This window comes from Paraburkholderia sp. GAS333 (assembly GCF_050435665.1).
GTDB lineage: Bacteria > Pseudomonadota > Gammaproteobacteria > Burkholderiales > Burkholderiaceae > Paraburkholderia > Paraburkholderia fungorum_A.
In genome coordinates this window covers 916,781-928,663 of record NZ_JBNDKS010000003.1, presented here as the reverse complement: position 1 = coordinate 928,663, position 11,883 = coordinate 916,781, and the positions used below count along the sequence as shown (strand labels likewise).

Here is an 11,883-nt window from a genome sequence, read left to right as displayed (position 1 = left end):
GGTTGCATGATCATGTTCAAGCGGACCGAGTGGCGGCACGATCTTTGCGAACCGTCTTTGCGATTCACGCCGGGTCACAAAAGTAGTGGGTACGCTCGCGTATGATGGGCAGCGACTCTAATACCCTTTCATTGCGCATGACGTAACAGTTATAGCGTTCAATGCACACCTTTCATTTGCCTATGACCGCCAGCTCCTCTGCATACGGTTCGCAATTCATCTCGTGCATCATCTGCGCATATAACGAAGCGCCTCGCATCGGGCAAGTACTCGCCGTCGCCGCCATGCATGCGGCGTTGGGCGAAGTCATTGTCGTCGACGACGGGTCCACCGACGGCACGGTCGATATCGTCAAACAGTTTCCTTCCGTACGTCTGATCGCGCGCGCCACGAACGGCGGCAAAAGCGCAGCGATGATGGATGGCATCGCCGCCGCACGCGGTGATCTGCTGATGCTGCTGGACGCCGACCTCAAAGGGCTTGCTACAGAGCATATTAGTGCGCTCGCGGCCCCCGTGATTACAGGCCGCGCGGATGTCAGCATCAGCCTGCGGCAGAACAGTCTCGCGATTTTTCGTGCTATCGGCCTCGACTTCGTTTCGGGCGAGCGCGTGGTCAGGAAGGCGTTGTTGCAGGAGTCGGTCGTGCAGATTCGCGCGCTGCCACGCTTCGGCATCGAAGTGTTTATGAACCGCCTGATCATCGATCGACGCCTGCGAATTGCTGTCACGCATTGGCCGCATGTCACCCAGGCACGCAAGACCGAAAAGCTCGGCTATTGGCGCGGCGTTCGCGCGGAATGGCGGATGATTGCCGACCTGCTGCGGGTGGTCTATCCGCTTGCATTGATCTCGCAGACGGTACGGTTATCGCGCCTGAGGGTCGCGCATGGGCGCGTGTCTTTTGCGACTCGCATGAGGGGCGTTCCAGACACGCCGCAATAATCCGCTTACGCGCGTTTGGTGCCGACGCGAACGAGCGCCAAAGCCGCAATGCCGAAGGCTCCCAACGCCAGCGGACAGAATAGTGTTGCGAATCGCCAGAGTATGAGGGCGGTTCCGACTGCCGCTCGCGGTACCCATGAGCCGAATGCGGCGGCAAGCCCGAGGTCGCCGCCACCGCCGCCAGCGGGAATGCCGGTCCACAGCGCGGCATGCAGGACCAGCGCCTGGACGGCCACGACAAAGCCCGGCGGCAGCGCATAACCCAACTGAAGCAGAATGAACCACAACGCGCCATAGCGGAGCAGCCATTGGGTCGTGGTCAGCAGAAGCAGCACGGCGAGTTGCCAGCGTGGTCCGGTGAGTAGATGCGTCCATTGCTGGCGCACGTTGACGACGAACGCGCGCCACTGCGCGGGGCGCTCATTTTTTATGCCGACACGTTCGAGCACGCGGTGAACACTCGCACCGAGTTGTCGCCGGTATCGCCAGATGCCGAATGCCAGCGCGATAACGCCAAGCGAAACGCAGGCCGCGACTTGCAGCGACATCGGCGCAATCAGCCCGCTCACCAAACCGATACAAGAGACGATCGAAACCGGCACTGCTATTGCAAAGAAGGCGAGATCGAGCGCCTGGTCGCCGCTGACGACGGTGGTCGCCTGGGTCCACGACGCGCCGGCGCGTTGCAATAGCCCGAGATTCACGCCATATCCCGCTGCGCCGAACGGTGAGCCCAGAAACGCCGCATCGGTGACGAAGGTGATCGCAAGCGTGCGCGGAAACCGTATGTGCAGGCCCAACGCGGTCTGCATCAATTGCTGCTTGCCTGCTTTGGCCATTGCACTGACGAGCGCACTCGCGGCCAGCATGACGATGAGATGAGGCGACGCAGCCTGCAGTCCGGCCACGATGGCATCAGAGCCCAACAGAAACGGCGCACCGATGGCGAAGCCGACGCCGATGATGGCCAGCAAAATGGTCGCACCGAGTGCAAGCGGTTTCGTCAAAGGAGTGTCCTGAGCAGGTCCGTCGGAGCAAACCTCGAACGTTACGACATACGTGTGTCGGAAAAGTGTCGGGGCGGTGTCCGGGGTATGTGTCAGGAAATTTTTGGGCTTGATTGCGCTGGGGTGGTGTGATGAGCGGTTAGTGCAAGGAGGGCGATAATCTGCTTGCGGGACTATTGCTCAACAAATTAGTAGGAATCCTGCTTGTGGAACAAGCGAAGCAGGATTCTATATATGCATCGATTAGCTACCGAAGAAAGGATTGCAAAAACTTACCGGGCCTACGCATTCCGGCGTCATCTGCATGCGTTCGGGCTTGCCGGAAGAAGAGTTGCCATTCTGGGGCATGCCGCCGTATTCGGACTGAGTGGTTTGCGAGCTATCCTGCGCGGCGATCTTTGCTTCGGCAGCCTGGATATCGGCGGGATAGTTGGCGTCGTCGCTCGTCGAAGGGTTGTAGCCCGCCTGTTCGACGCGGATCAGATCGGCGCGCACTTCAGCGCGTGTGAGCGGTGCATTCGATTGAGCGAAGCTCAGAGCGGGAACAGCCAATGCGCCGGCAGCGAGAGCGAAACAAACGAGAGCTTTTTTCATGATGGAAATTCCTTTAAACGGGATGAGTTGACTGGTAGAAATAGCCGAGACAATGCGGCGTGTTTAGCTACCGAAATATGGCGTGCAATAACCAGCGGGGCCGACACACTGTTGCGTATTCGTCGGCTTGTGTTCTTTTGCCGAAGCCTGAGTCATGACGCCAATCGAAGCAAAGAGCGCCATTGTCGCGAAGGTGAGAAATTTGAGTTTCATTGCGGATGCCTAACTAATTAATGATGAAGATCGCCGTACGCGTGAGTGCAAGGTGAAGCTGTTCGTGCGCCTGGATACGGTCCGTCTGAGACTGGAGCGGCATTCGAAGGCTTTGCCTGAATCGGCAAGCCGGATGTTTGCTGCTGTCTACGTATGGTCAAACACGATGAGGCTTCCTTTTATTCCCAATTTTTTCGATGCCATGAATTTTTTTTGACAGCGTCAGCGTGATGCCTTGGGCGAGCCGCCATACAAACGGCTGACAACATGGGGTAGAAGGTACGTGCTTATTGCTGCCTCCCCCGGCCAGGCGGTCGATACAGGCCTACGTCACGCGACGGAACAAGGGGCGTTTGCCCGAACAGCTATGAAGGGAGCGATTGCAGAAACCTCGCGCATCGCGACCGAAAAAGTACGATCGTCTCCGCTCAGGCACGAATGCCCGCGCCACCGAACCGCACCATCTCTCTTTGCTACTATGTCGGCAGCGTCAGCTTCCGAACCGAAGAACAAGGAGATTCAAATGAGCAAAGGGTATTGGGTAACCAGCTATCGCAAGACGAACGACGCGGCGAAACTCGCCGCCTATGCGCAACTCGCCGCGCCGGCAGTGGCCGCTGCCGGTGGCAAATTCATCGTGCGCGGTGTGGCGGATGAAGCGCGTGAGCAGGGCTTGAAAGAGCGGACGGTCGTCATCGAGTTTGCGACCTACGAACAGGCGGTCGCCGCTTACGAAAGCGACGCGTACAAGAAGGCGCTCGAAGCGCTGGGCGACGGTGTGGAGCGCGATCTGCGGATTGTGCGCGGCACGGAATAACGCGCGCTATCGGAATAAGGGCGCCCCGGGTGATAGCGGGCGCCCTCGAATGAATGCAAAGCGCGCGGCAGAACAAAACCTGTTTGCCGCGCGTTACGCAGGTTTTACTTAACTGCTCCCAAAGCCAGGCCCTTCACCAGATACCTCTGCAGCCAGGCGAACACAATCGAAACCGGCAAGGTGGCGCAAAGCGTAGCGGCCATCACCAGATGCCATTCGACGACGTATTTCCCCGCGACCATATCCGTCACCTGCACCGTGAGCGTCTTGTTTTCCGGCGAACGGATCAGCGTATAGACAACGGCAAATTCATTCCATGCATTGATGAACGTGAAGATCGCGGTCACGACAATTGCCGGCACCGCCAGCGGCAGGAATACCTTGAACACCGCCCGGGTGCGCCCGCATCCTTCGAGCCACGCCGACTCTTCGAGATCTCGTGGCACGGTCTGAAAGTACGACGACAGCATCCATACGGCAAACGCGATATTGAACGCCGCGTAAGACACGATCACGCCGATCTTCGAGTCGACCAGATTGCCGTCCCCAAACGGAATCATTGCGGCAAGCCTGAACAGACCGACCACCAGCAGAATCGGCGACAGCATCTGCGTGACGAGTAGAAACTGGCGATACAAACCGCGTCCGCGAAATGGAAAGCGGGCTAGTGCATAAGCGGCCGGCAGGCTCACCGCGAGCGCGAGCGCCGTGGACAGCAAGCTGATGATCGTGCTGTTACGCAGCGCCACGCCGAAGTTGGCGGCTTCCCACATATCGACGAAATTGCGCCATTGCCAATGCACGGGCAACCAGCGCGCCGGGTAGACGAAGATTTCCGAAGCCGGTTTCAACGCGGTGAACAACATCACCGCGAACGGAAACAATACGACCACTACGAGTGGCGACAACGCGAGCCAGCACCACAACGAGCGCTTCATCTTGACGCTGAGGCTCATGACGGATCTCCTTCTTTCGCGGGCTGCAGGCGCAGATAAGCGATCGAGAAAACGAACAGCATGACGAGCATGATCAGCGAGACGGCGGCTGCTTCGCCGGGACGCCCCAGCCGGAAACCAAGCTCATAGAGATACGTGACGAGAATGTGCGTGCTGTTGTCGGGGCCGCCTTGCGTCATCACCCAGATAATCGGGAACGAGTTGAACACGTAGATCACGTTCAGCAGAATCGTCATGTTGATGAACGGCTTCAACAACGGCATGGTCAGCTTGCGGAACTGCTGCCACGCGCTCGCGCCGTCCATGCGCGCGGCTTCGTAAATATCGCCCGGCACCGACGACAAACCGCCGAGCAGAATCGTCACCGTAAAGGGAATCGACACCAGAATGCCGACGGCGATCTCGACCGGAAACGCGAGTTCGGGCGTGGCGAGCCAGTGAATCGGGCCGCTAATCAGCCCGAGTCTCTGCAACGTGACGTTGACCATCCCGTAGTCGTCGTTGAAGGCCCAGCGCCAGACCACGGCGGTCATGGTCAGCGAGACGGACCACGGCAGCATCACGATGGTGCGTGCTACGCCGCGTCCATAGAAATCCTGGTTCAGCACCAGGGCTACCGGCACGGAAATCAGCACTGTGCCGCCCACGACGCTGATGGTCCAGACAATCGTTCGCCGGGCGGAGGCGAGGAATATGGGGTCGTCGAAAATCGTCTGGAAATTCTGCAGACCGGTGAAGTCGCGAATCGCGCCGAAACGCGATACCTCATGCAGCGATTGCCACACGATGTTGAAAATCGGATAGCTGATGATGAACAGCGCCAGTATCAAACTCGGCGCAATCAGCAACCAGGGCGCTTGCAGGCGCGAAGAAGCGGAACGGCTCATGCGTGCTCGATCGTAAGACGCGTCCGCGTTAGTCAGTGGGCGCGACGGGATGGGCCGGATAGTGCAACGAGTGCAGCTAGTGCATTACGACCGAAACGCGCACCGCCCTGGTCTATGGCGGCGCGCGTTCCGTATTCAGACAAAGACAAACACAATCACGAATAGATCACCGCAGGGTTCAATGACCCAACGACTTGTTCGCCTGGGTAGCCGCCGCATTCAACGCGTCGGCCGGTTGCGCCTTGCCGAGATAGACCGACTGCATTGCATCGGTCACGGCCTTCGCGGTGTCTTCCCAGCCCGTGACGGTCGGTGCGAAGTGGGCAGTCGGCAGCAACGCGACGAACGCCTTGGTGTCCGGGTCGTTGAACGCCGGGTCCGTTGCTTCAGCCTTGGTGGTCGGCAGGAAGCCTTCGGTCGTCGTGAACTCGACACGCGGTTCCTTGGTGAACAGATAGTCGAGGAACTTCCACGCCGACTTCTTCACCTTCGAGTTCTTGAACATCACGATCGAATCCGTCACGGCGTACGTGGCGTGCGTCGTGCCCATTGGAATCGGATCGATACCGTACTTCAGATTCGGCGCTTCCTTCTTGATCTGCTTCGCGAGGAACGGTGCCGAGATCATCATCGCGACGCGGCCCTGCTTGAACAGGTTCTGCACGTCTTCACGGCTGTAGCCGGTCACGCCGGGTTGCGTCAGACCCTGATCGATCATCGACTTGTACAGCGTGGCCGCCTTGATGCCGGCCGGCGAATTGAACGCTGCCTTGCCGTCCTTACCGACCACGTCGCCGCCATTGGTCCACAGCGCGTAGTAATAGTAGACGTCGGTTTCGATTTCCTTGCCTTGCAGACCGAAGCCCGCAATACCCTGCGCCTTCAGTTTCTTCGACGCGTCGATCACGTCGTTCCACGTTTTCGGGCCGTCGGGATAACCGACTTTTGCAAGCAGATCCTTGTTGTAGTAAAGCGCGCGTGCCGAAGCGGCGATCGGCAGACCGTAGGTCTTGCCGTTGATCTGACCAGGAGCGAGGAACGGACCGATGAAGCGGTTCTTGAAGCTCGCGTCCATGTAGCCGTCGAGCGGTTCGGCCACGTCGTCCTTCACGAAGTCGAGTAGCCAGCGCGTGCCGACAATCGCGAGGTCGGCGTTGGCGTTACCTGAAATGTCCGTTTGCAGCTTCTGTTGCAGCGTGTCCCAGTTCACGTCTTCGATCTTGATCGTCGTGCCGGGGTTGGCCTTTTCGAAATTGCGGGCCATTTTTTCGAAGTACGGTGCGGTCGCATCGCTGTAGTGGGCGACGGTCACGCGAACCGTGTCGGCGTGAGCCGCGACGGCGATACCTGCAAACGCGAGCGCGACGGCGACTTTGCCTAGCGCGAGGGAAGCACGGGCATGCAACGACATTTCTCTCTCTCCTGTGTCGGCCGGAGTCGGCGCTTGAGCGCTTTTTTCCGGTCCCATCAACTCAACGATGGTGGGGTGGTCTGCTGCCGTCGCCGGCCGCTTGGGGTGAATTGTTTGAAAAAATCCTACATGACGCAAAATTGCTTGTCACGTAGGGTCTGCCATATTTTTTCTCAGCCCGTTTTGTGCATAAGATGCTGTAAAGCAGGGGTATTCTGCATAACGCAATGTCACGCATACCCAAACTTCGGGATGACTAGACAAGCAGTGAACTTCGCGTTTGTAGGAAATTTACACGCTAATCCGGCGCCGGTTGGCGAAGGTCGAGGAGCGAGGCGGACATGAATCGTGTGGTGTTGGTAACGGGCGCTTGCGGTGGCATCGGCAGCGTGTTGTGCAGGCGTTTCGTCGAGCAGGGCGACACGGTGCTGGCGCTCGACGTCGACGCGGCCGCGCTGAATGCGTTGACCGCGCAACTGGGCGACGCCCATGTCACACCGGTCGTCGCTGATCTCGGCGATGCCGCCGCGGTGCAGCACGCGGTGGCCGAAGCGGTGAAGTTGCGCGGCCCGGTGGATGTGCTGGTTGCCAACGCGGGCGCGGCACAAGGGCTGACGCTCGCCACGACCGACGTCGCCACCTGGCAGCGCGACGTTCATCTGAATCTGAACGGCACGTATCACACGGTCGAAGCGGTGCGCGCGTCGATGATCGAACGGCAGCGCGGCGCGCTGGTGTTGATCGGCTCGGTGAACGGACTCGCCGCGCTCGGTCATCCCGCGTATAGCGCGGCGAAAGCGGGGCTGATCAGCTACACGAAAGCGCTGGCCATCGAGCTGGGCCGTTACGGCATTCGCGCGAACATCGTCTGTCCGGGCACGGTGAAGACGCAGGCGTGGCAGGCCCGTGTCGACAAGAATCCGAAGGTGTTCGAGGATCTGAAAAAGTGGTACCCGCTACGCGATTTCGCCACGCCCGACGACATTGCCGACGCCGTGCTGTTTCTCGCCTCGCCAATGGCGCGCGTCATCACCGGTGTCATGTTGCCTGTCGACGGCGGCCTGATGGCGGGCAACCGGTTGATGGCCGAAGAACTGACACTCGAATCGCTTTGAACCGGTATCACGCGAATTTCGCCTGATACACGAACCACGCAACGCAAACGCAGCAAGACGATGAGGACAGCATGGCAGCAGTGCAACTGAGCGGCATCTTCAAACGCTATGGCGACACGCAGGTGGTGCACGGCATCGATCTCGACATCGACGACGGCGAGTTCGTCGTGCTGGTCGGGCCGTCCGGCTGCGGTAAAAGCACGCTGATGCGCATGGTGGCGGGGCTCGAAGAGATTAGCGGCGGCGATCTGATGATCGGCGGCACGCGCGCGAATACGCTCGCGCCGCAGCAACGCAATATCTCGATGGTGTTCCAGAGCTACGCGCTTTATCCCCATCTGTCGGTCTACGAGAATATCGCCTTCGGGCCACGCATTCGTAAGGAATCCTCGGAGAGTTTCAAGCCGCGTATCGAAGCTGCGGCGAAGATGCTGAACCTGGGCGGCTATCTGGACCGCCTGCCGCGCGCTTTGTCGGGTGGTCAACGGCAACGGGTGGCAATGGGGCGTGCGGTGGTGCGCGAGCCGTCGCTGTTCCTGTTCGACGAACCGCTGTCCAATCTCGACGCGAAGCTGCGCGTGCAGATGCGTACCGAGATCAAGGCGCTGCATCAGCGGCTTAAAAACACGGTGATTTACGTCACGCACGATCAGATCGAAGCGATGACGATGGCCGACCGCATCGTCGTGATGAACGCGGGGCGCATCGAGCAGATGGGGCGTCCGCTGGAGCTTTACGATCGTCCTGCGAACCTGTTTGTCGCGAGTTTTCTCGGCTCTCCGTCGATGAATTTCGCCGAAGGCGTGATCGTGAATCGCGCGCAAGGACAAGGTCTCGCGCTGAAACTCGCAGATGGTGGCGAGATCGTGCTGGAAAGCACGCCTGCCTCGGCGAAAGTCGGCGCGAAGGTGACGCTCGGCGTGCGGCCCGAACACATCGAGACCATGACGGCCGCGCCGGACGCGGCCATGGATGTCGACGTGGTCGAGCCGACCGGCGCGGAAACGCATCTGTATGGAAAAATTGGCGGCAATACGTGGTGCGTGACGACTCGCCAGCGCTCGAGCGTCGAGCCGGGCCAGCGTGTCACGCTGCGTTTTCCGGCTCAGCATATTCATCTGTTCGATACGGAGAGCGGACGCAGGCTGGTCTGAACCGCGTGTTGCCGATAAAGGCTGCGCACCACGCGGATTCATTTAACCCTTAAGGAACACCGGGTGTCCGCACCGAACTTGATTCCCCACATCCGCAACGCATTGGTCAGCTTGCGGCCCGCCGAGCGCAAGGTCGCCGAGATGGTGCTGAGCGACGTCGATTTCGCGATGCGCGCGAGCATCACCGAACTCGCGCAGCGCGCGGAGGTGTCCGAGCCCTCGGTCACGCGCTTTTGCCGCGCGATCGGCGCGCATGGTCTGCGTGACTTCAAGATGTTGCTGGCGCAAAGCGTGGCGGGCGGACTGCCGTATGCGTCGACGGCGGTCGCGCGCGACGACGACGTGCAGACCTTGATGGACAAGGTGGGCGAAGCGGCGATCGACGGCATTACGCATGCGCGCAGCGCGCTCGATCCTACGGTCGTGGAGAGCGCGATTGCGGCTTTATCGAGCGCGGGGCGAGTGTTTTTCTTTGGCGTGGGATCGGGATCGGGACTGGTCGCGCAAGATGCGGCGCTGCGGTTTTTACGGCTCGATATCGCATCGACGGCTTTTACCGACGGTCATCTGCAACGGCTTTACGCCGGTTTGATGGAGCCCGGCGATGTCGCGTTTGCGATCTCGCATTCGGGACGCAGCGTCGAAGTGAACGAGAGCATCCAGATTGCGAAGGAACGAGGTGCTACGACCATCGCGTTGACCAATGTCGGCTCGCGGCTGGCATGGCTGGTCGATATTCCCTTGCTGCTGCGCGTACCGAGTCCGATCGATCCGAATACGCCAGGCGTCTCGCGGCTCGTGCATCTGTGCATCATGGATGCGCTCGCTATCGGCGTCGCGCTTAAAGCAGGTCCGAAGACGCTCGAAAAGATGCGGCATGCGAAGGCGCGTCTCGCGTCGCACGAGCCGGAAGCGACCGGGAATTAGGCGCTTTTCTCTGCGCCACGCTGTTCGCGGGGATGTTCGCCTATCGCCGCAATCCAGCCGAATCTGCGCGACAATCGCAATGTCGCCGCGCGCAAGGTCTGCGCCGGGCCGCCCGCCGTTTCGCTGTCGAAGCTCCCACTTGGACCCATCAACGCAAGCACGAGGCAGATGCTGCCCGTGTGATCGAGCACCGGCGCGGCCAACGTGCTGATGCCAGGCACGGGCCGGCTCAAGGCTGTGTCGATGCCGTCCGCGCGAATCTGCGCGAGGCGCTGCGCGTAGGCTTGAGTCAGCGGTGCGAGCGAGTTTGCTACGACGCCGCCACCTGCTTTCGAAGCTGCGGTCTTTCCCGCAAACACCTCCGCGGCATCGGCACCCGCGAGCCGCAGATGATCCTGCATCAGCAGACCCACACGCACGTCGTCCGCGACATAGGCGGAAAACACGCGGCCAATCGCGGTATTCACCAGCGACATCACCGTGCCGACCCGCAAGCTCACATGCAACGGCCGCGCCGATTCTTCCAGCCGCACGACAGTCGGCCCTAGCGGACCGAGCACGGCCATCGCGACACTCATCCCCGTCGATGCCGCCAGTTCGACCACTTCAGGCTCCGCTTCGCGCGTCGGCGAAAGACGCTGCAAGCCGATCAAACCCAACTCCAGTGCGAGCGGCCCCGCTGCGAAACAACCGGACGCGTCGCGGTCGAGCAAGCCGATTTTCAGCAGACTCACCAGATGCGGAAACGCCTTCGCGGGCGGCATGCCGGCAGCGGCGGCGAGATCGCGCAGGCTCAAGGGCCGCGCCGCGGCGACCAGTGAACCAAGCAACTCGCCAGTGTTGTCGAGCGACTGGATACCGCGCTGCGGTTTCGCATCGGCGGACGAAAGGGGGGAGAGGTCGGGAGAATCGGTCACGATGCGGAAGACGCTAACAGGGACGGCGCGGCGGCCAGTTCGATGCCGATATCGCGGGCGGTGGCAAGCAATGCGCGGGCTGTGGCGCTGTCGGCGGCGACGTCGATCGAACCGGTCGAGCCGATCACGGTCAACGCGAGCAGCAGGCGGCCGTCGCTATCCAGCACGGGCGCGCTCAGACTGCTGATGCCGGGGCTCGGCGCATCCACGCTGGATTCCAGGCCGCGCGTGCGGATCGCGTTCAGCGTGGCCTGGAACGCGGCGCTCTGGTCGGGCGGAATCATCGCGCTGCTGGCCGGGCCACCTGATTGATTCGCCCACATCCGGGCCAGCACGTCGGCGGCCAAATAAGCGCAAAACACCCGTCCCGTCGATGTCGCCGGAAGCGACATCAACGTGCCCACATGCAGATTGACGTGCAGCGGAAACCCCGCGTGCTCGTAGCGCACGATGGTCGGCCCCTGCGGCCCGGCAATACAGATCGCGACGCTGAAGCCAATTGCCTCGGCCAGCGCCGCCACGCGCGGCACGGCGGCGCGAAACGCGGGCTGATTCTCCAGATGCAGCAAGCCGAGCCGCAGCGACAGCGGCCCCGGTTCATAGCGCCCCGACAACTCGTCCCGCTTGATGAGGCCCAGGCGGCTCAGACTCACCAGATACGCATGGGCTTGCCCCGGCGCGATCTGCGCGGCGCTGGCGAGATCGGATAAAGCCAGCGGTGTGCGCGCCTGCGCGAGCGCAAGCAGGACGCGGCCGCCCACTTCCACGCTCTGGATGCCGCGTTGCGTCTTACCGCCGTCCGTCGTCTCGCTGCCGCCCGCGCCTTGGCCGGTGGCCGGTTTCGCTGCTTTGCCCACACCCGCGCCCGTCCGTAAAAAGGGTCCATGTTAACCGAATGGCCATCCAGTTCCGTCTCCATCTTAGGCTTCGTACAATTTGCG

The 11,883-nt window shown here is 61.0% G+C and carries 12 protein-coding genes; 5 read left to right on the top strand and 7 right to left on the bottom strand.

What is annotated here, in order from left to right:
- Positions 1-182 precede the first annotated feature (182 nt).
- Complete coding sequence (locus ABH945_RS19905) at positions 183-944, top strand: glycosyltransferase family 2 protein (RefSeq protein ID WP_074770598.1); 762 nt, start codon at positions 183-185, stop codon at positions 942-944.
- Between the two features lie 5 nt (positions 945-949).
- On the opposite strand, the gene ABH945_RS19900 is transcribed toward ABH945_RS19905, so the two are convergent.
- Positions 950-1,951, bottom strand: a complete 1,002-nt coding sequence (locus tag ABH945_RS19900; protein WP_429251651.1) for a flippase-like domain-containing protein — start codon at positions 1,949-1,951, stop codon at positions 950-952.
- Between the two features lie 243 nt (positions 1,952-2,194).
- The gene (locus ABH945_RS19895; protein WP_429251650.1) at positions 2,195-2,545 is read right to left on the bottom strand and encodes a DUF4148 domain-containing protein; all 351 of its coding nucleotides are present in this window, start codon (positions 2,543-2,545) and stop codon (positions 2,195-2,197) included.
- Positions 2,546-3,281: 736 nt separating this feature from the next.
- Here ABH945_RS19895 and ABH945_RS19890 point away from each other — a divergent pair.
- Positions 3,282-3,575, top strand: a complete 294-nt coding sequence (locus tag ABH945_RS19890; protein WP_074770592.1) for a DUF1330 domain-containing protein — start codon at positions 3,282-3,284, stop codon at positions 3,573-3,575.
- A gap of 104 nt (positions 3,576-3,679) precedes the next feature.
- Here ABH945_RS19890 and ABH945_RS19885 read toward each other — a convergent pair whose 3' ends face one another.
- The 3 genes from ABH945_RS19885 to ABH945_RS19875 form a co-directional block, all read right to left on the bottom strand.
- A complete protein-coding gene (locus ABH945_RS19885; RefSeq protein WP_429251649.1) occupies positions 3,680-4,531 on the bottom strand; it encodes a carbohydrate ABC transporter permease in 852 nt (283 codons plus the stop codon).
- Complete coding sequence (locus ABH945_RS19880) at positions 4,528-5,418, bottom strand: carbohydrate ABC transporter permease (protein WP_429251648.1); 891 nt, start codon at positions 5,416-5,418, stop codon at positions 4,528-4,530. The genes ABH945_RS19885 and ABH945_RS19880 overlap by 4 nt, the downstream gene beginning before the upstream one ends.
- Before the next feature lie 178 nt (positions 5,419-5,596).
- Entirely contained in the window at positions 5,597-6,829 is a 1,233-nt protein-coding gene (locus ABH945_RS19875; RefSeq protein ID WP_429251647.1) for an ABC transporter substrate-binding protein, read from the bottom strand.
- Between the two features lie 341 nt (positions 6,830-7,170).
- On the opposite strand from ABH945_RS19875, the gene ABH945_RS19870 reads away from it, so the two are divergent.
- From ABH945_RS19870 to ABH945_RS19860, 3 genes are all read left to right on the top strand, one after another.
- A complete protein-coding gene (locus ABH945_RS19870) occupies positions 7,171-7,944 on the top strand; it encodes an SDR family oxidoreductase (protein WP_429251646.1) in 774 nt (257 codons plus the stop codon).
- A 71-nt stretch (positions 7,945-8,015) separates the two neighbouring features.
- Complete coding sequence (locus ABH945_RS19865) at positions 8,016-9,098, top strand: ABC transporter ATP-binding protein (protein ID WP_074770582.1); 1,083 nt, start codon at positions 8,016-8,018, stop codon at positions 9,096-9,098.
- 63 nt (positions 9,099-9,161) lie between these two features.
- Positions 9,162-10,025 (top strand): MurR/RpiR family transcriptional regulator, encoded by an 864-nt coding sequence (locus tag ABH945_RS19860; protein ID WP_429251645.1) that lies wholly within the window; start codon positions 9,162-9,164, stop codon positions 10,023-10,025.
- On the opposite strand, the gene ABH945_RS19855 is transcribed toward ABH945_RS19860, so the two are convergent.
- Entirely contained in the window at positions 10,022-10,942 is a 921-nt protein-coding gene (locus ABH945_RS19855) for an IclR family transcriptional regulator (protein WP_429251644.1), read from the bottom strand. The two genes, ABH945_RS19860 and ABH945_RS19855, sit on opposite strands and share 4 nt — an antisense overlap.
- Positions 10,939-11,799, bottom strand: a complete 861-nt coding sequence (locus ABH945_RS19850) for an IclR family transcriptional regulator (protein ID WP_429251643.1) — start codon at positions 11,797-11,799, stop codon at positions 10,939-10,941. The genes ABH945_RS19855 and ABH945_RS19850 overlap by 4 nt, the downstream gene beginning before the upstream one ends.
- Positions 11,800-11,883: the final 84 nt, after the last annotated feature.